The 25310-nt window shown below is 48.4% G+C and carries 26 protein-coding genes and 1 tRNA gene; 10 read left to right on the top strand and 17 right to left on the bottom strand.

Annotated elements, in window-relative coordinates; genetic code table 11:
- Positions 1–45: 45 nt before the first annotated feature.
- Positions 46–342: a YfcZ/YiiS family protein gene (locus J5067_RS14750; RefSeq protein ID WP_264643405.1), complete on the bottom strand. Its 297-nt coding sequence runs from the start codon at positions 340–342 to the stop codon at positions 46–48.
- Positions 343–735: 393 nt separating this feature from the next.
- Between J5067_RS14750 and fadL the strand changes: the two genes are divergently transcribed.
- Complete coding sequence (gene fadL, locus J5067_RS14745; RefSeq protein WP_264651433.1) at positions 736–1995, top strand: long-chain fatty acid transporter FadL; 1260 nt, start codon at positions 736–738, stop codon at positions 1993–1995.
- Positions 1996–2070: 75 nt separating this feature from the next.
- Here the strand turns inward: fadL and mqo are convergent, their stop codons facing one another.
- Together mqo and mlaA are read right to left on the bottom strand one after the other, a co-directional pair.
- Entirely contained in the window at positions 2071–3657 is a 1587-nt protein-coding gene (gene mqo, locus J5067_RS14740) for a malate dehydrogenase (quinone) (protein WP_264651432.1), read from the bottom strand.
- A gap of 324 nt (positions 3658–3981) precedes the next feature.
- The gene (gene mlaA, locus J5067_RS14735; protein WP_264651431.1) at positions 3982–4767 is read right to left on the bottom strand and encodes a phospholipid-binding lipoprotein MlaA; all 786 of its coding nucleotides are present in this window, start codon (positions 4765–4767) and stop codon (positions 3982–3984) included.
- Positions 4768–5118: 351 nt separating this feature from the next.
- Between mlaA and J5067_RS14730 the strand changes: the two genes are divergently transcribed.
- From J5067_RS14730 to J5067_RS14715, 4 genes are all read left to right on the top strand, one after another.
- A tRNA-Arg gene (locus tag J5067_RS14730) sits at positions 5119–5193 on the top strand.
- Positions 5194–5368: 175 nt separating this feature from the next.
- Positions 5369–6601: an integrase arm-type DNA-binding domain-containing protein gene (locus tag J5067_RS14725; protein WP_264651430.1), complete on the top strand. Its 1233-nt coding sequence runs from the start codon at positions 5369–5371 to the stop codon at positions 6599–6601.
- Positions 6602–7007: 406 nt separating this feature from the next.
- Positions 7008–7478, top strand: coding sequence for a hypothetical protein (locus J5067_RS14720; RefSeq protein ID WP_264627824.1), 471 nt, complete (start codon positions 7008–7010; stop codon positions 7476–7478).
- 2 nt (positions 7479–7480) lie between these two features.
- Positions 7481–10249, top strand: coding sequence for an AAA family ATPase (locus J5067_RS14715; RefSeq protein ID WP_264651429.1), 2769 nt, complete (start codon positions 7481–7483; stop codon positions 10247–10249).
- 453 nt (positions 10250–10702) lie between these two features.
- Here J5067_RS14715 and J5067_RS14710 read toward each other — a convergent pair whose 3' ends face one another.
- From J5067_RS14710 to cspG, 4 genes are all read right to left on the bottom strand, one after another.
- Complete coding sequence (locus J5067_RS14710; RefSeq protein WP_264651428.1) at positions 10703–10885, bottom strand: hypothetical protein; 183 nt, start codon at positions 10883–10885, stop codon at positions 10703–10705.
- An 80-nt stretch (positions 10886–10965) separates the two neighbouring features.
- Positions 10966–11112 carry an ash family protein gene (locus J5067_RS14705; RefSeq protein WP_264651427.1) on the bottom strand — a complete coding sequence of 49 codons (147 nt, stop codon included), beginning with the start codon at positions 11110–11112 and terminating at the stop codon, positions 10966–10968.
- A 294-nt stretch (positions 11113–11406) separates the two neighbouring features.
- Positions 11407–11601 (bottom strand): cold-shock protein, encoded by a 195-nt coding sequence (locus J5067_RS14700; protein ID WP_264643776.1) that lies wholly within the window; start codon positions 11599–11601, stop codon positions 11407–11409.
- A gap of 18 nt (positions 11602–11619) precedes the next feature.
- Positions 11620–11832, bottom strand: coding sequence for a cold shock protein CspG (gene cspG, locus J5067_RS14695; protein ID WP_195314187.1), 213 nt, complete (start codon positions 11830–11832; stop codon positions 11620–11622).
- A gap of 560 nt (positions 11833–12392) precedes the next feature.
- Here cspG and J5067_RS14690 point away from each other — a divergent pair.
- From J5067_RS14690 to J5067_RS14675, 4 genes are all read left to right on the top strand, one after another.
- Positions 12393–13331, top strand: a complete 939-nt coding sequence (locus J5067_RS14690) for a DUF1266 domain-containing protein (RefSeq protein ID WP_264643458.1) — start codon at positions 12393–12395, stop codon at positions 13329–13331.
- A gap of 260 nt (positions 13332–13591) precedes the next feature.
- The gene (locus J5067_RS14685; RefSeq protein WP_264643459.1) at positions 13592–14317 is read left to right on the top strand and encodes a hypothetical protein; all 726 of its coding nucleotides are present in this window, start codon (positions 13592–13594) and stop codon (positions 14315–14317) included.
- 203 nt (positions 14318–14520) lie between these two features.
- The gene (locus J5067_RS14680) at positions 14521–15957 is read left to right on the top strand and encodes an MFS transporter (RefSeq protein WP_264651426.1); all 1437 of its coding nucleotides are present in this window, start codon (positions 14521–14523) and stop codon (positions 15955–15957) included.
- Positions 15958–16401: 444 nt separating this feature from the next.
- Positions 16402–16959, top strand: coding sequence for a hypothetical protein (locus tag J5067_RS14675; protein ID WP_264643461.1), 558 nt, complete (start codon positions 16402–16404; stop codon positions 16957–16959).
- A 71-nt stretch (positions 16960–17030) separates the two neighbouring features.
- Here the strand turns inward: J5067_RS14675 and J5067_RS14670 are convergent, their stop codons facing one another.
- Together J5067_RS14670 and J5067_RS14665 are read right to left on the bottom strand one after the other, a co-directional pair.
- Positions 17031–17300: a hypothetical protein gene (locus J5067_RS14670; RefSeq protein WP_264629357.1), complete on the bottom strand. Its 270-nt coding sequence runs from the start codon at positions 17298–17300 to the stop codon at positions 17031–17033.
- The gene (locus tag J5067_RS14665; protein ID WP_264651425.1) at positions 17300–18385 is read right to left on the bottom strand and encodes an alkene reductase; all 1086 of its coding nucleotides are present in this window, start codon (positions 18383–18385) and stop codon (positions 17300–17302) included. The genes J5067_RS14670 and J5067_RS14665 overlap by 1 nt, the downstream gene beginning before the upstream one ends.
- A 548-nt stretch (positions 18386–18933) precedes the next feature.
- On the opposite strand from J5067_RS14665, the gene ypdK reads away from it, so the two are divergent.
- Positions 18934–19005: a membrane protein YpdK gene (gene ypdK / locus J5067_RS14660; protein WP_195314225.1), complete on the top strand. Its 72-nt coding sequence runs from the start codon at positions 18934–18936 to the stop codon at positions 19003–19005.
- 122 nt (positions 19006–19127) lie between these two features.
- Here the strand turns inward: ypdK and J5067_RS14655 are convergent, their stop codons facing one another.
- From J5067_RS14655 to gspH, 8 genes are all read right to left on the bottom strand, one after another.
- On the bottom strand, positions 19128–19973 hold the full coding sequence (locus J5067_RS14655; protein ID WP_264651424.1) for an A24 family peptidase: 846 nt from the start codon (positions 19971–19973) through the stop codon (positions 19128–19130).
- 127 nt (positions 19974–20100) lie between these two features.
- Positions 20101–20886, bottom strand: a complete 786-nt coding sequence (locus tag J5067_RS14650; RefSeq protein WP_264651423.1) for a type II secretion system protein N — start codon at positions 20884–20886, stop codon at positions 20101–20103.
- Positions 20876–21388: a type II secretion system protein M gene (locus J5067_RS14645; RefSeq protein ID WP_264643466.1), complete on the bottom strand. Its 513-nt coding sequence runs from the start codon at positions 21386–21388 to the stop codon at positions 20876–20878. Before J5067_RS14645 ends, J5067_RS14650 begins: the two co-directional genes overlap by 11 nt.
- Complete coding sequence (gene gspL / locus J5067_RS14640; RefSeq protein WP_264651422.1) at positions 21385–22704, bottom strand: type II secretion system protein GspL; 1320 nt, start codon at positions 22702–22704, stop codon at positions 21385–21387. Before gspL ends, J5067_RS14645 begins: the two co-directional genes overlap by 4 nt.
- Positions 22705–22715: 11 nt before the next feature.
- Complete coding sequence (gene gspK, locus J5067_RS14635; protein WP_264643468.1) at positions 22716–23705, bottom strand: type II secretion system minor pseudopilin GspK; 990 nt, start codon at positions 23703–23705, stop codon at positions 22716–22718.
- Entirely contained in the window at positions 23702–24340 is a 639-nt protein-coding gene (gene gspJ, locus J5067_RS14630) for a type II secretion system minor pseudopilin GspJ (protein ID WP_264643469.1), read from the bottom strand. Before gspJ ends, gspK begins: the two co-directional genes overlap by 4 nt.
- Positions 24337–24702 carry a type II secretion system minor pseudopilin GspI gene (gspI, locus tag J5067_RS14625; protein ID WP_264643470.1) on the bottom strand — a complete coding sequence of 122 codons (366 nt, stop codon included), beginning with the start codon at positions 24700–24702 and terminating at the stop codon, positions 24337–24339. The genes gspJ and gspI overlap by 4 nt, the downstream gene beginning before the upstream one ends.
- Positions 24699–25298, bottom strand: coding sequence for a type II secretion system minor pseudopilin GspH (gene gspH, locus J5067_RS14620; protein ID WP_264643471.1), 600 nt, complete (start codon positions 25296–25298; stop codon positions 24699–24701). The genes gspI and gspH overlap by 4 nt, the downstream gene beginning before the upstream one ends.
- Positions 25299–25310: the final 12 nt, after the last annotated feature.

Here is a 25310-nt window from a genome sequence, read left to right as displayed (position 1 = left end):
AACACAACGTGCGGCGTGCTGCACCGCACGTTATCACCGGGATGCTTAACGCAGTCCCAGTTGGAAAATCAGCGTTTCAGCCTGGCAGCTGAACGTGAAATCGATATCCAGTTGTACGCCGCCGTTCACGTCAGCAAAGCGACTGTCGATCTGGCACGGCTCAGATTCTACTGCACGGGCTTTTTCCGTTAGCGCCGCCAGCGTGGCCTGCGCAGCAGCACGGTCAGCAAATACTTTGCTGTAGGATGCCGTACAGTCAGTGTTGTCCATTACAGTACCGACATCTACGCAGCAGCAAGCGGCGGTTTCTTCAGCAGAACATTTATTTATCGCGTTTGTCATGATGCTTTTCCTCTACGGGTAACGAACTGCCCGGGCAGATTTGATCCGGTTCAAAAATATCACTTTTCCCGCTATTTTACTCAGCAGGCTCGCCAAGCACTAGGACTTACTGCACGTAAGGGCATTTAGTGATCAAGCTCACATCGTTTTGTTATTATTAGGTAAATTAACGCACCTTAGACCGCGAATTTCTTAACGAATGTGTTAACTGGATCTGGTTTTTACATCAATCTGGAAATATTTCGAACACAAACTTGCAACATTTCCATACTCCCCACTTATACTTTCGCCAACTGGTCTGATTTGTCAGTCCACCTGCGCCCCCTACAATGCGCGTCCCTTGTTACGGTATGTAACAAAGTCAAATAACAAGTACACGATGAGGTTTTGGTCATGAGCCAGAAAAACCTGTTTAAACACTCCGCAGTAGCGATAGCAGTGGCACTGGTTTCAGCACAAGTTTCCGCCGCAGGCTTCCAACTCAATGAATACTCTTCATCCGGGTTGGGGCGTGCGTTTTCTGGCGAAGGTGCCGTGGCCGATAATGCGACATCCGGCAGCCGCAACCCCGCCACCATGACAATGTTCGATCGCACCACGGTTTCTGGTGGTGTGACGTATATTAATCCGGATATTGATATTACGGGCAAGAGCGCATCAGGCACTGATGCCAGTGCGAAAAACATCGCACCGCACGCTTGGGTGCCGAATATGCACCTGATTGTGCCATTAAACGAGCAATGGGCTGTAGGTGCATCGGCAACCACAAACTATGGGTTAGCAACAGAGTTTAACAAGAACTATACGGCTGGCTCAATTGGCGGCAAAACGGATTTGGTCACTTCGAACCTTAATCTGAGCGCAGCCTACCGCCTGAATCAACACTTCAGCTTTGGCTTGGGTGTCAATGCGGTTTATGCCGATGCGACTATTGTGCGTCATCTTGGTGCAGCAGGCGCAAGTCTGGGTCGTCCAGCATCCGCGGAGTTATTACGGCTTGAAGGTAAAGAATGGGGTTACGGCTGGAATGCGGGCATTTTATACGAAGTGGATAAAAATAACCGTTTCGGCTTCACTTACCGTTCAAAAGTAGATATCGACTTTAAAGGTGACTTCAGCGGCCTTTCCACGGGTGGCAATACAATTCCTGGCAAGTTAACGTTGAACCTGCCTGAAATGTGGGAAGTTTCTGCGTATCATCGTGTCGCACCACAATGGGCAGTGCACTACAGCATGGCATTAACCAGTTGGAGCGCCTTTAAGGAGCTAAGAGCAACCAACAATAGCGGCAACACGTTGTTTGAGAAACAAGAGGGTTTCCGCGACGCCTACCGTCTGGCTATCGGCACCACCTACTATCATGATGATAACTGGACCTTCCGTACCGGTATCGCCTTCGATGACAGCCCGGTTCCTGCCGATAAACGTTCCATCTCCATTCCCGATCAGGATCGCTTCTGGTTAAGCGCGGGTACTACCTATGCGTTTAATAAAGATATGTCCGTGGATGTTGGCGTATCCTATATGCACGGTAAGAGTGTGAATATCACTGAACACACACCTGCGATCGGTCCAGTACCTTCTGCCGAGTACAACTTTAGTTCCAAAGGCCGCGCCTGGCTCTACGGCGTTAACCTGAACTACACCTTCTAATCACGACTCGTGATCGATAAGAAAGGCCGCTAATGCGGCCTTTCTTTTTGCTCAAGGTAACGCAACGCTTGCAGTTTACTCCGGCTTCACTTCAATGTAGTTCAGGTGCAGCGTGTCACTGGTGTAACGGCGGATCTGGTTGGTGAGATCGATATCGCCATCCAGTTTCTTACCGTAAGACGGCACGATCGCTTTCAGTTTGCCCTGCCATTCTGGCGTTGCCACCTGCTGCTTAAACACTTTCTCCAGCAGACTCAGCATGATCGGTGCAGCGGTTGACGCCCCCGGAGAAGCGCCCAGCAGCGCGGCAATGGTGCCATCCTGCGAGCTGACGATCTCGGTGCCCAACTTCAGCACACCGCCTTTATCCGCATCTTTCTTGATAACCTGAACGCGCTGTCCGGCAACCGCCAAGCGCCAGTCTTCCTTTTTCGCCTCGGGGAAATACTCTTTCAGTGCCGCGAAACGATCGTCATCATCCATCATCACCTGTCCAATCAGGTATTTGACCAGATCGAAATTATCCAGCCCGACATGCGTCATCGGCATCAGGTTTGACAGCGTGACAGAGCCCGGTAAATCCCACAGTGAACCATTTTTCAGGAACTTGCTGGAGAACGTGGCAAAAGGACCAAACAGCAGCGCAGGTTTACCGTCAAAGATACGCGTATCCAGGTGCGGCACGGACATCGGCGGTGCGCCCACGGAGGCTTTGCCATACACTTTTGCCATATGGCGTTTTACGATGTCAGGATTGTCGGTGACTAGAAACTCGCCGCCGACCGGGAAACCACCATAGAGATCCGCTTCGGGAATACCGGATTTTTGCAATAACGGCAGCGCCGCCCCGCCCGCGCCAATAAAGACAAACTTGGCATTGATGGCATGCTCTTTTTCGCCGTCCTTCAAATCCGCATAGGTAATGCTCCAGGTGTGGTCCGCATTACGCTTTATCTCGCGTACTTCAGCATTCAGGCGCAGTGAGAAGTTGTTTTTGGTCTGTAATCCGGAAACCAGCTGGCGCGTGATTTCACCGTAATTGACATCGGTGCCAATCGGCATGCGCGTGGCTGCTACCTTCTGCGCCGGATCGCGCCCTTCCATCACCAACGGTGCCCAGGATTGGATCGTGGCGTGATCGTCGCTGAACTCCATGCCACGGAACAACGTACTGTGCTGCAACGCCTTATAACGCTGATTCAGGAAGGCGGTATTCTCATCACCCCAGACAAAGCTGATGTGCGGCACGCTGTTGATAAACAGATTCGGATCGTGCAGAACGCCATTCTTGACTTGGTAAGACCAGAATTGACGCGAAATCTCGAACGCTTCGCTGATCTCAACCGCTTTACTGATATCAACGGAGCCGTCGGCTTTTTCTGGCGTGTAGTTCAGTTCCATAAAGGCCGAGTGGCCAGTGCCCGCGTTATTCCAGCCGTTGGAGCTTTCTTCGGCAACCTTATCCAGACGTTCAACCATGGTGATTGACCAGTCGGGTTGCAGTTCCTGAAGATAAGTCCCAAGAGTGGCACTCATGACACCCCCACCGATCAGTACTACATCTGTGGTTTTTGCAGTATCCGCTGCACTTTCCGCCCATGCGGGCAAGACTGCGGTACCCGCCAGATTCAGGCACAAGACCAACGCCCGTAGTGTTTTCATACTTCTATGCCTCTGTTTATTCTAATTTTGTTGTTGCAGGTAAATTGCTACTCCAACCATCCCGAACGTGCGACATTCCCACGCGGCAGCCAGGCCTTGTGTGAAATACCTATTACAGCGCACATCCGCACAACATTATTGTTACAAAGGCGGTGAAAATAAATTTTTGTAATTAAATAAAAAATAACAATACAATTATCATTGATTAACAAGCAGTGATAGCAACTGCTTATTTTTATTATTGCAGTTTTTTATTTCAGGTGAATGCGCGTAAAGCAAAAGGCTCCACCGGGAGCCTTTTTGAGTATGATGCCAGAGAAAGGGCTATTTGGCAGGTGCTGCGGGAACCGGATCAGGCGCATCGATCTCCTGAAGAGAATCTTCGATGGCTGCGGCGTTCGGGTTCACTTGTGGAGCCAGACGGCCACCGCGCGCCAGGAAATCATGCCGTTGGAAGTAGGCTTCGCGCACCAGCAGATAAGGATCGGATGAGTTTCTCAGCAGACCATCCGAATCCAACAGTTGTGCACGCGTCTCTACCCCTTCCACGACCCACTTACCCGCAGAAGCCCAGAACGTCAGGTAACTCAGCACCGGATAGAGCGTATCAACCATACCGCCACCGTCTTCACGCAGCGTTGCGCTGCCATAGCCCGGCAATACCAAATACGGACCATAGCCCACGCCGTAGCTTCCCAACGTAGTGCCGAATCGGCGCGGCTCTTCTTTTGCCAGCTTCGGATTCGCCACCGAGGCAAGATCGAATAACCCGCCCATCCCCAACAGGGTGTTCAGGAAGAAGCGGTTAAAGTGAATCATGGCCTTGTAGGGATCGCCTGACACAAAATAGTTTGCCATCGCGGCGGGCTCTTCCAGGTTACTGAAGAAATTACTCAGCCCATTACGCGCGGGTTTCGGCACATAGTCACGCCAGGCAACGGCTACCGGCCGGACGACATAAGGGTCCAGCACGTTGTAGTTAAAGTTGAACATGGTGCGGTTGAATCCCTCAAGTGGGTCGGAACGCCCTTGGGTTGTTTTATCCGAAGAGCTGGCGCACCCAACCAGCATGACACTGGCCAGCACCACCCCACTCAAACGGTTATTCATAGTGATTCTCCCTGATAAAATTGCGTTTCGCCCACGTTACAACCTTATAGTCCCCCGACGGATCTTAACGCATGGATGATGCAGAGCGCGCCCGGGTAAGAAATAGTCGTTGTTAGTGTAACATTTTATTGCTCTTCATCGAGGAAAGCTAACGTAATAGTGCTTATCTATGCACGTGTTACCGAATCAGCAGGCAGAGAAAGCAGCTTTTTACGACGCAGTACATCAGTCCCAATGCCCTTAGCACGCACATTCTTCACACTTTTTTGCCACCGATTGACGTGATATTAAGCAAACGCGCATTCATGTGCTTATGCTTACAGCCAAAATGCGTATAATGTCCTCGCTGAAGTCTCCATAGTTAAATGGATATAACGAGCCCCTCCTAAGGGCTAATTGCAGGTTCGATTCCTGCTGGGGACACCAGAAGCCTGTTCAGCAACATCCACCGATACTCACCAATCATCTTAAAAACAATGTGTTAACCAATACTCATTGTTCGCCAAAGGTCACTCCCCCCTACATTAACGTTACTTTGTTGGTATATCTGTTGGTGTCGTAAGCTCGGTATGCGTTGTACCCACATCAGGAGGCGCAACCGATGGCGCTAACTGATGTAAAAGTGTGGTCTGCTAAGCCTTCCGACAAGCCTATCAAGCTCACTGACGGGTTTGGTATGCATCTGCTTGTTCACCCAAATGGCTCGAAGTATTGGCGCTTTCAATACCGGTTCTCTGGCAAACAGAAGATGCTCGCACTCGGTGCCTATCCTGACGTATCTCTTGCAGAGGCACGGGAGAGACGTGACGACGCAAGAAAACTGATTGCTAATGGCACTGATCCCAGCGAAAAGAAGAAAGCGAATAAAATTGAAGAGAGTGGCGCTTTAACTTTTGAGGCAGTGGCACGAAACTGGCATTCCAGCAATAAAACGTGGTCACAAGGCCATCGCACACTGATACTCAACAGCTTAACCACTCATGTTTTTCCAATCATCGGGCTGAGAAACGTTACTGACCTAAAAACGCGTGATTTATTGGTGCCTGTAAAAAACTCCGAAAAAACCGGGCATCTCGAACTGGCTTCACGACTTCAACAGCGTATCACCGCCATTATGCGCTATGCAGTACATAATGCTCTTATCGACCACAACCCGGCCTATGATCTGGCGGGAGCCATAGCTACTGCGAAAAGTGTTCATCGTCCAGCCCTTCCCCTTGAACGCATTGCCGAGTTTATGGAACGTATAGAGGCATATAAAGGCAAAGGGCTTACCCAATTGGCTGTTAGATTGTGTTTGCTGACGTTTATCCACTCCAGCGAACTGAGATTTGCGCGTTGGTCAGAGATTGATTTTAAAAATGCACTATGGACGATACCAGCGGAACGAGAACCCCTTAAAAATGTGAAGTTCTCACACCGTGGATCAAAGATGAATAGTCCCCATCTGGTGCCCCTGAGCAAGCAGGCCATCACTATTCTGAAGGAAATCGAAACCATCAGTGGCGATCACGAACTTGTATTCACGGGTTTTAGCTATGCTGACAAACCTATCAGTGAAAACACGATTAACAAGGCATTACGCGCTATGGGTTATGACACCCAAAAAGACGTTTGCGCTCATGGATTCCGCACAATGGCGTGTAGTGCTCTGATTGAATCAGGGTTATGGTCAAGAGATGCCGTTGAACGCCAAATGAGCCACCAAGAACGCAATTCGGTACGTGCTGCTTACATTCATAAAGCTGAACATCTGGATGAACGCCGCCTGATGCTGCAATGGTGGGCAGATTTTCTTGATGCTAATCGTAAAAGCATTGTCAATGCCGTTTGAGTTTGCACACAAGGCATATATTAGAAATCGCCCAAGATGACATATAAAATGAGCCCATGCAATTGCCAATGAAATAACGCAATGATTAATAACAAGTTTTATCATCCTCGTGGGCTTGAGATAGGCCAATGAGGTTAGCTGATAAGAGATTTTCCAGGCCCTTAGAACACCTAATGCTTTCTGTTTTTATGTTATACCTTCCAATGCTATCATTGGTCAAATTAATTATAAAAAACAATCACTTAATCAAAATAATTTAGCCTATGAATTATGTATCTAACATATTGATTTAAAAGTGATTGATCTCAATTCCTATAATAATTTACTATATCGAAAAAGTGATTCAGTTATTTACTATTTTAATGATTTCAATTGAAAATTCTTATAAAAATAGAATGGAGACTACATGAGATATACTGAATATTTATTCTCAGCTTACAAACATAATCAAGCTTGCCGTGTTCTAAAAGAAAAAATAGATCAGTATGATGAAAGCAAATTCAACACTGAAGAGGTTAAATTTCTTATTCTTAATTTGTATTATCTATCTGGTTATATTATTGAGTGCTCTATGAAATTTAAAATATTCGAACTTTGTAATTATGACAGATTGACTGAAATAAATGAATCAGGTTGCAATGTGCGAGGAATAAACTATAGGAGGGACATAAAAAATCACAATTTTGATATACTTCAGAATACTTTAAGTTCTTTTATTGGCGATTTTCCGCACATGAGCAAAAATAAAAGTGTTAACATATTAATAAAAAAATGGAATCCTGAAATAAGATATCAAAATATAATCGTAGATTATGATCATGTAGTTAAGTTTTATGAACACACAGTTGAGTTTCTAAAAAAAACGAATAAGGTTTAATTATGTTAAAATCTATTTACTTCATTGACAGACTTGAAGATGACTTGAGTGAAAATTTAGAAAAAAATAATATTTTAGATTTTTATATTGAATTAAAAATCAATCAAAGTATCGATGTATACATCGTCAGCGATCAAATCCATGAGGTATCTTCTTTATATTTAAAATCTATATTATCGCAAGAGCTCGACAATCCTAATGTACACATTACATTTATTACTGAACATCAATCTTTAGAAGATGATTGGTCATATTTATTTTCAGGAAACAAGAAATCCTATGGGTTAAGGCGTTCACTTGGTGCTCTCTTAGCTATGGATTCAGTGAATAAAAATAATAATATCATTACCTTTTTTAGTTACAAAGGCGGGGTTGGACGTACAACATCATTAGCATTAACAGCAACCTATCTGTCCCGTAAAGGGAAAAAAGTTTTTGTCATTGATTGCGACTTTGAAGCTCCTGGATTAATAAATTTTTTTAATAGCTCTCAATCAGAGAGTTGTAAAAATGGATTGGTAGAATATTTGAATGATCAGGCATTTATGCCTGATGTCGATTTAGATGACTATGTCTATGATATTGAGAAAAGCTATTCTGGAACCGGTAGCATTAACTTGATGCCTGCAGGAAATATATTGAAGAGCAATGAGGATTTGGTTAGCTATTTGGAAGGGCTGGCAAAAATTGATTTACAAGGGAAGCAACTAGTTAATATATTTAATAAATTAATAAATGATATAGATTTGAAATATAACCCAGATGTGATTTTGATTGACTCAAGAACCGGTTTTAATAACACTTTTGGTGCACTTGCTCAAATATCAAAAAATATTGTAGTTTTAGCAGGTGATGATATTCAGAATCAACCTGGGATTGAGTATGTAACCAAAACGCTTAATGAAATGAATATAAACTCCTGTTTTATTCTTTCAATAATCAGTAGTAATTTCAGCAAAAGATATAATAATTTTTCAAATCAAATACAAGGTATCTCGTCATTTGACGCTGAGGTTTTTTATTTTGATCGACAAAATACATTAGAGTTTATTGGTACTCCATTAGAAGATAAGGACGATATTGACGATTTTATAAATGGCGAAAATGGATCTACTCAGTATCAAAAGTTTTTTAAGTACATATCTGAAATAACCACTCAATCAGAAAACATTCAAAATGAAAATGATTTACATAGAGAGGATGATGCTATAAAACAAAACCTCCCTCCAATCATTTCTGTTAGAAACCAAGAAAATACAAACGAAGTTGATCAAAATTGTAATCATCCTTCAATTTCTATTCAGGATAGGGTATTAAATGATCTAAAAGGCAGACTTCCAAATTTATATGCCGAGAATATTCCTTATACTGATGAATATTTAAATAAATACTTTTATTTTCGACCTTGCATGGAAGATTTGTTTATTCCAGAAAAAAATATTTTGCTAGGGGATAAAGGCACTGGTAAAACTGCATTTTATAAAGCATTAAAAAAAGAAAGTTTTTTTAATACCCTTATATCCAAAGCTCAAAAAGAACATTTATCTTATCAAGTATTGAATGTAACTAATTTTGATAAGGATAATTTTGAGTTCCTAGGTTTTGATGAATATATAAAAGATGAGCTTTTTGTAAAAAGATTCTGGATGTTTTTTATTTGGAATGCTATTTGTTCAAGAAGTAATTATGGTGGTAAAAATCGAAATCTTATAATTTCCTTAGATAAACTAGATGTTCATAGTAAAATCATTAATTTAATTCAAAATAATGAAATTTACTCGGAAATCGAAGATGAACTCAATGAAATAAATAATAAGCTAAAAGGTAAGGATAAGCGACTTATATTAACATTCGACCAACTTGATAATATTGTTAAACCATTTTTGTGGAATGATGTCATATCACCGTTAGTCAAAATAGCGATGCGGTTTCCTTATGAATATATTCAACCAAAGCTTTTTTTACGTCGAGATTTATATGAACGATTAGGTAATTTAACAAATAAAAGTTCTTTTAGCGCAAGAGCCATAAATTTGGAATGGTCACAAAATGAAATTTTTTCATATTTTTTAAAAATTGTTTTCAGTTACTCAAAGGAAAACTTTTTTGAGTTTTTAAAAAAATCATTATCAAGCCATGAACTTGTTACTCAAATAAGAAAAAAATTAAAAACAAAAAACAATGAACATAATCAACTACCATTAGATAAATATCTTATTCAACCTGTTGTAAATGCTTTTTTTGGAGATCCAAAACCCAAAAAAAATGGGAGACTAAGCACAGCATATGAAGATTTGTATCGTAACATACAAAGCGCAGATAAAACTGTTAATTTACGCCCTTTTATTGATTTGATTTCTAATGCAATTAAAGAACAGGAAGATCAAGAATCAGACAGAGGGTATAGGCAAGGTGCTATTATTGGGTTAGCGTATTGCACAAGTAAACAAGTAAGGAAAAATGCAGTAGTGAATTATTTAGAAGATCTTTGGAATGAGCGTGGCAATGAATTTGTTAAATACTTCTGCCAAGATATATCTAACAATAAAGTAAATGCAATTTATAAAAAGAATGTACTTACCGAACATATTTTTGATAGGTTATTAGAAGAAGTTAAGAGGAATCATAGCGATGATGAAGTTATTAGAAATGGTACACTTGAAGAATTTAAGCAAATTCTTATCGCCAATAAAATAATTTCCCCTTACATGGTTGGTAGTAAAACAAGATATGGTTTTGCATATTTATATACCAACTACCTTGGCATGTGATTAGCATCTAATGCTTGGTGTTATATTTTACATATAGCACCAAGAACATTCAAAAAATGCATACCAGATGCTTATTCAAGTATTAAATGTTTATGACAATATAACCCATGAATTATTTTAATTAATCGCCCCGTTTTTAATTATTTTTTATAATGAGCCTAAGAAAAATCATAAAAATATCATTTAAAAAATTTCAACTTAGGCTATGCATTTTTGATCTCATGCAATTGAATCTTTCAATGAAATTAATTAACACAAATCCATGATATATATCATAAGTTCTAATTTTTTGGGGGGGTATTGATACATAAATAGGATATAGAAATATTTATACTAAATGAATAAGAAGAAATTAACAGCCCGCATAAAAAAGGGCCGTCACGCCCTTTTCCCCATTCAATTGAAGAACAACCCGCTTATGAAAGTCCTGGCTGTCTGATTAACGCGCGAGGGTCAATGATAGTTGCCCTCTTCTGGCGTCAGGTGAAAGGCGCGATAGAGAAAATCCAGTCGTTCAGACAAAATAATGGTAAGAATGTCTTTAGCCTCTGGGTGATCCAACTCCACCAGCGCATAAGCAAGTGCGCGGCATTGATCGATAAGGTCTTCCAGTTCCAGAGGGGCGTTATCAAACATGACATGCCCTCTCAGTCAGCAGAGCCTCACCAATTGAAAACAGATCGGCACAGTGTTGTGTCAGAATGGCAAAGCAACATTCAGGCTGAGTTTGGGTAGAGGTCGCAACCATTACGGTAGTCTCCGATCGTAAGAAAAACACCACCACCAGAGCTGCTAATCTCTAAATTGGTGGTAGCCCAGACAGGGTTAGCAGTACCGGCACTATCGGAAACCGGCCAGCCCAAAGGCTGCCCCGCCTAAGCCACCATTGTGCTACGAATAGGATTCGTAAAGTATGGATGTGCCGAGGCTACGATACAAAAAAGACGCATGTCGCGTCTGGTATCGTCGATAGTAAACACAGGTTTCCACGTCCGGCGGCCGATTTTGCGGCAACAGGCAATTTTTCATACAACGGGTATAAAGTATCAGAAAAACCGCAACTCCCTCTTCCTAATGCAAAAAACCACACCCCGGTCAATTAGCATTGACGCGCCAGGTGTGGTTTTATTTATACAGAGGTTTTTATTCTGAAATTATCAAGAATAATGCGCCAATAATGTTGGCGTTTTTATTAGCTGTCCTGCGTGCACGGAGCAGTTGCTCTCCGCTTGCATAATGGTTTTGCAAAAAATGCATTTCGCACCATGCGGATTCCACGGTGAAACGTCAAAATGCGACGTTCGGTATTGGGAACCGTGACAACACGGACATTTTAGAAATAATGTAGAAATAACGAACCAATCCTTTACTTACAGCGCAACCACGTTCGCGGCTGCTGGGCCTTTAGGGCCATTTTCAATTGAGAATTCAACTTTCTGACCTTCATCCAGAGTACGGAATTCGTTGCTCTGAATAGCAGAAAAATGAACAAAAACATCTTTGCTACCGTCAGTCGGGGAAATGAAGCCAAAACCCTTGTCTGCGTTGAACCATTTTACTAAACCAGTCATTTTGTTAGACATATCTATTACCTTCTTAATGAGCCTTTCGGCGAACAGGGCTTGAGAACAGGATGGAATCAGAGCGTAAAGATGAAACTCAAAAAGAAGGGGTATCGAGGATAACTCTTAGATAGCACTTAGATGTGAGAACTGCTTTAGTAAACTGCGTTGATCATGTCTGCTTATCAAACCGACGCTGTCATTAACGCATAAAATGGTTGGCATTGCAAGGGGTATCAAGAAATCCTGTTTTGCACTGAGGGAGTGACACCTGCAACGCGGGGGCGGCGGTTGCATAGAAAATGTTTGTTTAACCGGGCAGATCTCAGCGGCTTAGCATGAAAATCCGCCACAAATAAAATATTGAGACAATAATATAGCAACAGATTAAATAATTACGCAGCACAATAAATTGCAAAAAAAGAAGCTATCACGCTGGCATTGAATTATCTCTATGAAATTGTTAGATTCACGCCAAATATTTACGCGCCATCCTCCCGTTTTACTCGTTCAGGTCATAATGGAAAAAATACCTGTTCAATGCCATGGCGTTGTGCAATACACATTTATAAGGAAATTTTATGTTTGATATCTACAAACCTATAATAAAAAAACTGGTTGTCGGCCTTGGCAAAATCGCCATCTTTTTCCTGGTCGTGCACTATTCTCTGCCCTACCTCGAACATATGCTGGGTGCGCGCCTGGACAGCATTCATACCTATTTCCCGTGGGTAATGGGTGCATCCTTAGCGTGGGTAATCCTTCGGTTGTTGCTGAATATTGTGACCAACTATGGTTTCAAGGATGGTATCCCACAATTTTCCAACGGAATAGCCGCCAACATTCGCTATCCGCTCAGAGATGACGCCGATGCGCTGGTGGTGAAGTTATCCGGGTTGATGGATATCTGTGATACCAGAAACAACCGCGCCGATCATGCCAGATCCTACCTCAACAGCCGCGAGGCCTACGACGTCAACATAGAGCCCAACAAAAAAGGCATTATTGATAATTCCGCGTTCGACTATCTGATGCTGAGCTATGACATCGAAAAACGCAGCGAATTGATCGAATTTATTGGCAAATTACTTCAGTCCTTACCGGAAGAAAACAGACCGGAAGCCACATCGGCCTACGGTGAAGCACTGGCTATTCTGGATAAATTTTCGGCGGTAACAGAAACACAGTTGGAAAAGCATCACGAAACTACCCTTCCCTACGTCGCCTTCAATTTACAACGTGCTGCCATGCTGGTCCGGTGGGGCTTCACCTGTAATATGATCAATGAAGAGGAGTGGGATCTGTTTAAAGCAGAAATTCACGCGGCCTATCAGACCTATTTCGGCGATACCGGTTTCGGCAAATTTACCTACGATTACCTGATTGCGGTTTATCTGTTCCACGCCAAAGATAATCTCGATATGGTTCGTGAACGCTTGTACGGGTTAACAGAATTACAGAAAAACAACTATCTCGATTTGTCATGGGAAGCGATCAACGCCCTTTCCAGCGCCAAATAATTAGCTGTTAATAGCCAATACCCTGTTCCAGAATTTGGAATAGGGTTTATTACCTATTCCCCTCAACCACCTGCCGCGCCATTATTACCTTATAAAGGCACTCCATCGCCTTACCCTCTAGAACATTGTGTACAGCCTTTACCTCTTATGTGAGATATAAAAACATGCCACTGCCCATTTCAAACGATACCATCCCCCTACTATCCCCAATATCTCCCCCTTCAGCACAAACCCCTTGTGCGACGCTTATAAAGGAAGCCATGAAGTCACTCCTGTCTTTTCAATTCGGTGATTTCCGCGCCAGGATTGTGGAAATATTCCGAGTGTTGACAGACACCCACGGTGAAAAGCTCACGTGCTCACAGCTTAATCTTCAGTTGGATGCGCTGTTTAGCAAAGAAGAGGGATGGACACACTTGAAAGGGACATCCACATATACCACCGTAGAGCAAACCGTCTATCGCAGCAGGCAGATCGAGGACACCACCTACCTGATAACTGCACCAGCCCACGATCTACTCGACGACCGTAGCAATGAAGCAATACGATCGGGTGGCCATTCAGCCGCCGCACTGTTGGAAGAAATAAAAAAAGAATTTACAAGGGGCAATGTAAAAACCTTAATGCCTATCGCACAAAGTAATCCGCTCGGATGCTTTGGGCTACGCGGCCACTTTGTGCTATGTGAGGTCGATATTCACGAGGGAAAAATCCAGACAATAACCCTGCATGACCCTAAAGCAGGATTAATTGATGGTTTTTATAAGGGTGACAAGCACCTTAATAGGCAGTTTCTCAACCATGAAAGTCTTGGGTTGGACAAAAAAGGTATCCTCACCGCACAGCATCACGGGCATCAGCACCTCTTGAATGGCAATGACTGTGGCCGTTATACCCTTTATTACGTGGACACCATTGTAAAGACCGGCTCTTTAACGCAAGCATCAGCAAAAGAGGCTATGGCATTTTTCACAGCACGGCGTTAAATACACTTACACGTCATTCGCTTGACCATGATTTGCGCAATGCAAATCAACCATGACAGCGCAATGTTTGCATACCAAAAACCCTAACTCTGCTATGGAATTGCAGTTTTCCCCTCGAACCAATAGTGGTATAACACCTTTATAGTGCTGTTATACCATTAAATAATAATATCTTTTTTTATTGTCACGTCAGGGGAATAATTATGGCTGCATCTGATTCCGCGCAGCAGCAAAGCAAACCCGCGTCAGCGCCCATTTCAGGTATCGCCCTGTTGGTAGCCAGCGCTTTCTTTATGGAGTTTCTCGATGGTACGGTGATCGCCACCGCATTGCCCGATATGGCGCGCTCGTTCGGCGTTTCTGCCGTTGACCTTAATATTGGTATTACGGCTTATCTGTTAACGCTGGCGGCGCTGATTCCTGCCAGCGGTTGGGTTGCGGAGCGTTTTGGTGCCAGAACCGTTTTCAGTGCGGCTTTGGCGATATTTACCTTTTCATCATTGCTATGCGGCCTGGCGGAATCCGCAACGCAGTTTGTGTTGTTACGCGTGGTGCAAGGCATTGGCGGTGCCATGATGGTGCCAGTGGGTCGTCTGGTGGTATTGAGAACCACGCCCAAAGACCAACTGATCAAGGCGATCGCCACGCTCACCTGGCCCGCACTGGTGGCACCGATCATCGGGCCGCCGTTGGGAGGGTTCATCACCTCCTACGCCAGTTGGCACTGGATTTTTTTTCTCAACGTGCCCTTGGGGATTATCGCCATTATTATCGCACTGCGTTTAATGCCGAATCAGAAACCGACAGAGAAGCTGCCGTTTGATGGTCGGGGCTTTCTCTCCACCGGGATCACCATGCTGTGCCTGGTTTCCGGGTTGGAAATGCTCAGCCAGCAGCAGAGTCACCCGGCTTATGCCTTTGCCGTCATCGCTGCCGGCATACTCGCCCTGTTTTGGGCGATAAAACACCTGCGCACCGCGTCTACACCGCTGATTCGCCTCGACGCATTGAGCGTTCCCACCTTCCGCATCACCATGCGCGGAGGATTTGTTTTACGCGCCACCATCAGTTCCGTTCCCTTCCTGCTGCCACTGATGTTTCAGGTTGGATTTGGGATGGATGCCTTTCACGCTGGCGCATTGGTGTTGGCAGTTTTTGCCGGCAACCTGGCGATGAAACCCGCGACAACACCGCTGATCCGCTATTTTGGCTTTAAAAAATTGCTGATCGGTAACGGTATTCTGTGCGTACTGTCGTTGTTAGGCTGCGCACTGTTAAGCCCCGATACACCGCAAATGGTCACATTGGTGGTGCTGTTTTTGGGCGGCCTGTTTCGTTCCATGCAATTCACCGGAATCAGTTCATTGGCCTTCGCTGATGTTCCCGCGCAAGAAATGAGCTCAGCCAACACGCTTTTCAGCACCTCGTTGCAGTTGGCTAATGGCCTCGGTATCACGCTCGGCGCGCTGTGCATTCGCTCGGGTGCCTGGCTCAGCGAGACGTTTATGCTGCCCGCCATACCAGGAATCAGTTTTCGCATCGGGTTTGCCCTGATTGCGCTGATTACCGCGCTGGCACTGTGGGATATCATCAAGTTAAGTGCGGACGCGGGCAACAATGTTTCTCGCAAAACTAAATGATTGACCTGCCAGCGAGCCTCTGGTTTTCCATATTGCGCTAGTTTTCGCCGTATTGATTGTTGTGGCCAATTAACGTTGGCCAACTATCAAAAAACGCGCCACATCCACAGTTTCCGTACGGAATAACGGAAATCATCTATTATTCATTTTAAGTATTAAAAAAGCTCTTTTTTTGGCCGATAGTGACTTCAAGGGTTTGTGTTCTGTGCGCATAAAGATAAGCTCGATGCAGTAGCGGGCAATGGCTAAAGCATCGATAACCAGCGGTTGCTGGGCCAGACGTCGCGTGCCTCAAAGCCCAACGCGTTGAGATTGCACATTAATATGTTAAGTGGCTGTTTTGTCAGAAATATTTTACTGACATTTTTATCTTTTTCGCTTTATTTCAAAGTGACGTGTTGGCATTAAATACTGCCAGTAATGAATATATAAAGGAGTTATATTGTGGTTATTCCAGATATTCAGACTCAAAATCTACATGGCGCCACTTTTCAACCTAACGTCTCTACCGTTGATGTGATCAAATCACCCAATGCGGTTGCGGCAGTCAATACTGAAAGTAAAACCGGATCGTCATCTACTGGCTCAGATCCTTCAGATACCTTCTCTCCGGCCAACAGCACCAAGGTGACCCTCTCTTCTGACAAGGCGCGCGCTGCCCGAGGCGATTCGGCTGAGAGAAAGCCGGCCGAGCATCAGAATGATGATGAAGAGGCTGCGGCGGGCAATGACTATTCACTGAGCATGACAGGCATTCCTCTGTTCGGCGGGAAGCTGGTTTCAGTGATCAAATACCCTGATGGTCAATCAGAGATGTTTGATACCCGGACGGGAAAACGTATTTCTCAACAAGACCTTGCATTGATCGGTGTGCTGCACGGTGTTGATCCCGAGGAGATACTGAATTTTGAGAGTAATGAATCTTACAGCGGGCTTACGGCCGCTGAAGTCTATCAGCGTATTCAAGAGTTGCTCGGCAAGGAAAACGGAAGCGACGTGTAATATCCATGACGGCTCAGGGCCCGCGCTGATATCTGCCTTGTCCGCGCGGGCTGCCGTATAACGTGATGCGGTTAATCCTGTGCGTGACAGCAGGGGCACATATGCACCTCAGCGGCGCTGATTGCCGTGACGCCCGCACAATCCCACTCTACGCGCACCGCTTGTCCTTCAGGGAGTGAATGGTGCAGGTATTTGCTTACCGCGTCCTCGGTCATTCCCGTTATCTGTTCCGTTGCCAGTAGCGTATCCCCTACATAGACGCGTGCCACCGCATGAGCCGGTTTTTTTTCATCACCTTGTAGCTGATACAGATGATTCACCGTTAATTTGATACTCGCCATCACGCGCCTTCCTGAGGGCTGGCGGTATCGTCATCCAGGCTGGGGTAATCGGTGTAGCCTGTTCGATCGCTGGTATAAATCGTTTGTGCGTTCAACGCATTGAGCGGCGCACCGAGGCGTAAGCGTTGCACCAGATCGGGGTTAGCGATGTACCACCGTCCAAACGACACGGCATCTGCGCCGCCTTCATCCAACAGCGCCTGTGCCGAGGCTAGCGTCAAACCATCATTGGCAATATAGGCACCGGAAAAATGCTTACGCACCAACGGGCCATAAAGCGTGCTACCCGCAATATCTTCACGGCCAAAGATAAAGGCCAAACGCCGTGTATCCAGCTGTTGGGCCACATAGGTAAACAGCGCCGCCGGATCGGAATCCTTCATGGAGTGCGTATTGGACATCAGGTTTAGGTGCACGCCAACTCGGCCAGCGGGCCAGACGGTGAGCACCGCATCCACCGCGTCGAGCAGAAAACGTGCGCGGTTTTCAATGTTGCCACCGTAGCGGTCCGTCCGCTGGTTTGAGCCATCGTGCAGGAACTGATCGAGCAAGTAACCATTGGCTGCGTGTATTTCCACACCGTCAAAGCCAGCGCGTTTGGCATTGGCGGCTGCCTGACGGAAATCCTCAACAATATCAGGGATCTCATTGGTTTCCAGCGCGCGTGGTACTTCGTAGTTCTTATAGGGGCGAAGCGTAGCGACGTGGCCCTCCGGTGCAATCGCACTCGGCGCAACCGGCAGTTTCCCATCAAGGTAGACAGGATCGGAGATACGTCCGACATGCCACAGTTGCAGGACAATTTTCCCACCGGCAGCGTGCACACCGGCGGTAATACGTGCCCAACCGGCAATCTGTTCATCAGACCAGATACCCGGCGTATTCGGATAGCCTACACCCTGCGCTGAGATAGAGGTGGCTTCACTGATGATCAGTCCTGCATTGGCGCGCTGTACGTAGTATTCCAGCATCAGCGGCCCAGGCGTTCTTTCGTTAAAGGCTTTCATGCGCGTTAACGGAGCCATCACAATACGGTTAGGCAGCGTCAGTTCGCCGATAGCGACGGGCTCGAATAGATTCGGCATAGCATTTTCCTTTCTCAGAAACCGGCCTCAAGGCTGGTTTAGGCAACCCTACTGTGTCTGGTGTTTTATCACGGCACTCATGTCCGATTCGCAGCAAATAGTGCGAGACAGATCACATTATAGAGGCAAAGTGCCCATTTGGAGCCGCGATTATCCGCGACGAGGATAAGAAGCATCGAGGGGGAAAATGAGTGAACAACAAAGCGTAAATTCGAATACTTTTTCTGGGTTGACACCCTTTCTCGCGTTTTCCTGTCAACCCCGCAATTATTGGTAGCATTAATCGCCACCGCATGCCTTTTTTTCCCTTAAAGACGCTTTCGAACAGGCTGCTTTTTAATGCTATTTATTGCATTTTCCTCCTTCCCCCTATTGATATTCAACCCCCACCAGGCGTAGATTTAGCGCCGATTCCATCATAACGGGCGCGCCCTGTTTATGACAGACGGAAGGCCCTCGCTCTGCGTCGGTTCGCAGGGGTAAATGCTTTCCAAAAAGACGCACAATCGGAATCGTTGCAGGCGTATGTTTGCTGGAGATGACAATCAGTGAAGTATTTTTTTATGGGTATCTCATTCATGCTGATGGTGTGGGCGGGTACTTTTATGCTGATGATTTAGTGACAGGTCATCGCGAGTTCGATACCAAACAGCATAAATAAATAAAATCGAAAAAAAGAAATGAATAAGGGCTGAGTGAAGAATCACTCAGCCCATTTTGTTGGCGTCGTTGGTAAGAAAAATCAGAAAGAGAAACCGGGAACAAACAACAGAATACCGCCGCTTATCGCCAGCCAGGGGCCAAACGCCAGCGGCTGCTCGAAATCGCCACTGCGCCGCCATCGCCACAGACAGGTCATCACCAAGCCACCCAGCGCCGCTAACAGCACCAGTTGCGGCAGCGCTTGCCATCCAAGCCAGGCACCGAGTGCCGCCAGCAGTTTGAAATCGCCCGCCCCCAACGCATCTTTGCCCGTCAGGGTTTTAAACAGCCAGTAGACTACCCAGAGGGCAAGATATCCGGCCATGGCACCAATAACGGCACTCTCCAGTGGCACAAAGGCGTCACTGAGATTGATGAACAATCCGAGCCATAACAGCGGCAGCGTCAAAGCATCCGGCAGCAGCAACGTCTCGGCATCAATCGCCGCCAGCGCGATGAGAAAGGCAAGCAGTGTCAATGCCCCCAGTAACGATATCCCCGGCGGCCACAGGCTGCCGGCTGCCACAAACAGCAGCCCGGTTGCCGCTTCCACCAGCGGATAGCGCCAGGCGATAGGCTGATGACAGCAGCGACTGCGCCCGCGCAGCACCAGCCACCCCAGCACCGGCACGTTATAACGCAGCGCAATCGGCTGGTGGCAACGCGGACAGTGAGAGCGTGGCCACCACAGATCGTAGCGAGCCTGCGCAACCTGCACATCGCCGTCAGCGCTCAACGCGGCGTCATCGCGCCACTGCATTTCCAACATGACAGGCAGGCGATGAATCACCACATTCAGAAAACTACCAATAACCAGCCCCAATACCAAAAGCGCGCTGCACCAGAGCAGAGGATACGCTTCCGAAAACGCTACCAGTTGTTCCACGCCGTGCCTCGCATATCATCATCCTCGTAATGGTTGGCATCGCCTTTGCGCGCTATGGTTTCACACGCCACAAGCAGCAACAACCGGTAAAACATCCGCACATGCAAGCTTGTGCACTCGTACGCAGTTAAAGCGCCAAACGCCCCTGGAAACGCAACAAACGGCCACCTTGCGCATCGGCATTACCCTGCGTGGACAAGATGCGTCCAATCGCTTGCGGCATGGCATCACCGCTCGCCAGCCGCCCATCAAACTGGTATTCCCCGCTGGCAGCCAGCCTTCCTTTGCCGGTAATTTGTACGTGAGGCGATTGCTGGCGTAGCGCCATTTCCAACCACCCTTCGTGGCAATTGAGCTGCACCTGGGGCTGAGCCAGCGCAACCGTGCCAAGCGGCGTGCCTAATGCAGCATCCTGCCAGTTCAACGTTGCCGACAGCGATTGGCATCCACGCGGATCGATAACCGCTTGTTGCAGTCGCAACTGCACGTTCCCTTGTGCGCTGACCGGGACAATCAGCGGCAATTTATTCACCACGTAAGCCGCCGGAACAGACACCTGCCACTGGAAAAGTTGCGCCTGCTGCCAGCCCCGGATCACACCTTTACCGCGCGGCCCGTCGGGGCTATCGAACGTCAGCGCCAGCGCGGGCATCAGGTCAGAGAAGGTGACATCCCAGCTCACCGCGCCCACATTGCTACCGCGCCAGCGAACCACATCAACCTGCCCGTGCCAGACGGTGCCGCTAACACCGTTAACCGCCAGATCCGGCGGTAGCCATCGCGTCAACAGCCGCGCGGGGGCATCCAGCGCCAGGAAAAACAGATAGCCCAGCATCAGTAACAGGGCACCCAGCACTTTCGTTTTGAACGCTAGCCCCTTGTTTGCGTCAGTGTGGAGAGCATTAGCTTTCATTAACACGCTCCATCACCAGTTTGCTGATATCAACCCTGCCGGGCGCACCGTCCACGGCATTCACATCAAGCTGGAGCACGCTCACACCCAACTGTTCCATCTCACCCAACCACTGCATCAGCAAGGTGAAATCACTGCGCTCCAGCGTCACCGCTACCTGATTACCTTGCGGTTGCAGCCGTGCCGCTTTCAAGCCGTAACGGCTACTGCTTTGCGAAATCAGCACCGGCAAGCTGACATGACGCGACTCCTCGGTCGCTGATGTCGAGGGTGCTGCCGCCTGTGCGATACGCGGGGCTTGCTGGCGCAGCCAGGCGACCGTTTGTTGCTCCCTGACCAGGGTGCGCTGCCACTGCTCGCTGCGCTGCTGCCAGGGTTGCCACAGCAGGAAATAGCAGACGGCCAGCGCCAACGCGCTGCCCGCCAGCATCAGCAGCCGACGCTCACGCGGCGTAATGCTGAGCCAATAGCGGTGCCACTGCGTCATAACGGCGTTTCTCATGGCTGCCCCTTTAACGTCATCTGTGCTTCCACGCGTGCGCCATTCTGGCGAATTTCACCGTGTTGGATCTGGTAATAGGTTTCAGCCTGTTGCTGGAACTGTTCCAGTTCGGGATAAGCCGGTGCGCTGTAAGCCAGACGAATCTCCCGCCGGTTGCCGTCATAGGCCAGCGTGCTCAGGCGTATATCCTGATTTTCGCCCAGCAGCGCCTGTAAGCGGTTCATTGATTGCAACAGGCGCGGCGTATCGCGCTCGCCGCCTGCCTGCTGTAAATGCTGTTGCATCTGCGCCCGAGGATTCACCACCTGGGTTTCTGCGGGGAATATCTGGCGATAAACACGCACACTCTCTTGCTGCCAGTAGGTCGCTTGTTGATACAGTTGGTAATGCTGCCAGACAGCATCCGCCAGCAGCAACAGCAAATAGCAGCCAGCCAGCGCCGCCACCCCGCGCCAGGCATTCCAGCCGTTGCGCCATGCTCTCGCCGGTGCGAATTCCCCCTGTTCCAGCCCTAAAGCGGACAGCCTCGGTGCCTGTGCAGCCAATTGCAGCAGCGGTGTGGCGGGTTGAGACGCCCAGATGCCAACGGAAGGTACCGGATGGCTGTAGCTGTCACCGTGCAGAACCGACATCTCTTGGTCAGTGTCATTCCCCGCTGCATCGGGTTCGTCATCGGGGTTGGCCTGTGGCAATGCGGCCAACAACGCGGCATGCCAGCTCTGCTCCGCCGCCAAACCCTCACCGGTTGTGTGGCGAAACAGCCACAGATCGCGGTGGCAGAGTGCGCTGAGACCAGAGATCGGCAGAGGCAGTGCCATCACATCCGGCAGTATGATGTCCGGTTTGATGGCCAGCGCGTCGCACAGCGCTATCCAGTGCGCCATCTTGCTCTTTGCGACGACAGCAACCGTAGCACGATCGCCTTCCCATGCCAGTACGGCGCAGTGTACGGTTTCCACATCAACCGCCAGACGCTCTTCCAGCATAAACGGCAGCGCCTGCTGTAGCTGGCGGCGGGCCTGTCGGGCAATGGTCAGCGAGTGAAACGTCACGGCGGTCGTCGGCACCAGCACGGTGGCAGAGTGAATACCGGGATACCCTGCCAGCAGCTCACGCAATTGCGCTACGCCGCCCTGCCCTTGCGTTACAACGCGTGCCTCACGGCCGTGCGCGATCAGCCATTCAACATCCGTGTCATCCCCCGCCAGTCGCAGGATCAGACGCGGCTTGTCAGAAGCCCGCACGCGGTCATTCGTCTGACGTGAAGAAGCCAGCGCGCGGCCGGGCAATATGCGTTGAAAATTAAACGTGTTCATACTGTTCCTGTTCATGGATTCACCGTGCGGTAACCGCCTGAGTACCGTCGTACCACGGACACCGTTTTTCCATCCCGATGCAGCAGGCTGGTTTGATAGACGTCGCCACTGTCACCCATGCGAACCCGCATATGGGCAAAAAACCAATCACTTCTCGCCACCAACACCCGCTGCGCGCTGCTTTTGTTTATCGAGGGAAAACCGTCTTGCGATAAAAACGCCGTGCCGCTCTGCCATCCCGCCACAGGGCGCTGCTGCAACAACATTTTTGCCTGCTCTGCGTTTAGCGTGTTGAGAAACAATGCGGAGAGCAGCGGTGCCTGATAGTCCCGCAAAGTATTAATATTTATCTGCAACTTTTGCGTCGGCAGTGCGCAGACGAACGGCAGCAGGCGCTGGTAAAGCGCAGCATCCACCCCTTGCACCATGCGCAATTCACTGATATCCACCATCGACTGGTTGGCCGCACGGTAGGGATCAGGCAATGCCATATAGGTTTCATCTTCAGCCCCGTTCGCCATCGGCTGGCTGTCTTCGTCGATCCAATCGCGCACCGCCGCCACAATGGTCACCGCCTGTGCCGGATCGACCCCGAGATTGATCAGCAGCCAGCGGAACACCAGCGCGGGATACGGCGTGCTGACCGCCGTGCTGTCGTCGCTGATGGTTTGGTTAATAGCATTCAGGTTGAAACACGCCAGCCCATCCTGCACATAGCCGAGGATCTCCCCGCCCTCAACCGGAAACTGACGTCCGCGCTGCGCCCAGCTTTGCGACAGCGTGGTGCGTTCCGGCGTGATCAGCGCATCACGCAGGATCACCTTACCGACAAAAGCCTCCGCACCAAGGGCATACCATTTAGCCTGCTGGTGCCCCAACTGGCGCTCGGTGCGCATAAACACCTTGCCTTGTCGTTCAGCGATGCTGGCGGCAACCGTGACCATCAGCGCCAGGATCAGCAATACCACCAACAAGGCGACACCGCGCTGGCGCGACCTCATGTTTTCTCTCCCGGCGCGATAAGGAACAGGCGTGACACTTCACCGTAATCGCGCAGCGTTACAATCACTTCAATCCCCTGCGGTAACTGCGAGGCGTTGCCCCACGATTTCTGCCAGCCGTTACTGCCGTAAAAACGTAAGCGAAAGCCCTCCACCTGGGTCAATATCGCTTTCTGCTCCGGCTTTTCACCGGGAATAGGATCGACGTAGCGATAAAACAACCGCTCCAGTTGGTTATCACGCAAGCGATACGCCACGCCCTGTAATTCGCTGCGCGGTAAAATACCCAGCGGGTTAAGCCAGCCATTGCGAGTGAAACGCAGGTAGTCGTCCTCACTTTGCATCTGCTTGCTGCCGGTAAAAAAGAACGCGGCGCTGCCTCGACCATGGCGAGCAATGATGTGTGAAAGATCGTCTTCTACCTGACCAAACGCCCGCTGTAACTCCGACAATCGCTGCGCTTTGCGCGCTGAAATTTCATCGTTACGCATTACACCGTTCAGTATCTGGAATGCGCTAACGCTCAGCGCGGCAAAAATGCCGATAGCCAGCAACATCTCTACCAGTGTAAAACCGCGCTGTGCACGCAACGGTATTGCTGTTACACCGTCAAGGCGGGCCGTTTCGCCCTTCATTGTTTCACCACATAACTGCGCAGCACGGCATCGGCCGCACTGCTGTTTTTGTCACGCCGTACTTCAACATCCAGCGCGCGAAACTGCGCATCACCGGTTTCAACGCCTTGCCAACGCCAAAACCAGCGCTCACCGCCCAGCGAACTGACACCGCTGACCCAGCGCGTTTCCGGCCAGCGTTTCTCCAGCTTTAACTGTACCTGCTGGTTTTCTGCCACCCAGCCGGCGAAGGTTTTCAGTTCCAGACGGTTCAGGGTGCTGACCTGGTAAATAGCCGTCCTCATCACGGCCAGCCCCGCCAACGCAAACACCGTCAACGCCACCATCACCTCGAGCAGCGTCATACCGCGCTGCGGTTTCATAACCGCGCCCCCTGAATATTTGTGCGTTTTTCTGGCGCATCCTGCGACGTCATGATGTTGCCGACGGCATCCACCTGCACCCAGGCGTTCTGCGTTTTCGGCTCGGCATTGAACACCAGACGAAACGGCGTCACTTCCCCGCCGGGCAAAATCAGGATGTCAGGCTCATCATCACGCCCGTTAGACACCTCTTCGTGGGCATTGCGTTTCAGCGCTTTTTTACTTTTGATATCTTGCAGTTCAAGGCGCAAGCGTGCGGGTAACGTTGCTGAAGGCGTGATGCTTTGTGGTCGCCAGGGCTGCCAGTGATAGCCCAAAAACTGATCGCTGTGTGAGCGTGACGTCTCGCCACCGTCATTCGGCAATAATTCAATAAACTGCCACCGATTCTGAGAAATACGCACGCCAAGCACATGCTCGTTCAGTTGGCTCTCTTCCACGGCAAAATCGAGCTGCGCGCGGAAATAGGCCATCTGCCAGGCGCTGTCGCTCTGCCTGTCGGAAGGAAAGGCCATCATCACCAGGCTGGCAGCAATCCCTGCCAGCAGAGCAACCAACATCATCTCCAGTAGTGTGAACCCGCGTTGCTGTTCCATCCTGCCCTACCT

This window comes from Candidatus Symbiopectobacterium sp. NZEC151 (genome assembly GCF_025962655.1).
Lineage (GTDB): Bacteria > Pseudomonadota > Gammaproteobacteria > Enterobacterales > Enterobacteriaceae > Symbiopectobacterium.
This window is presented reverse-complemented; position numbering and strand designations above follow the sequence as displayed.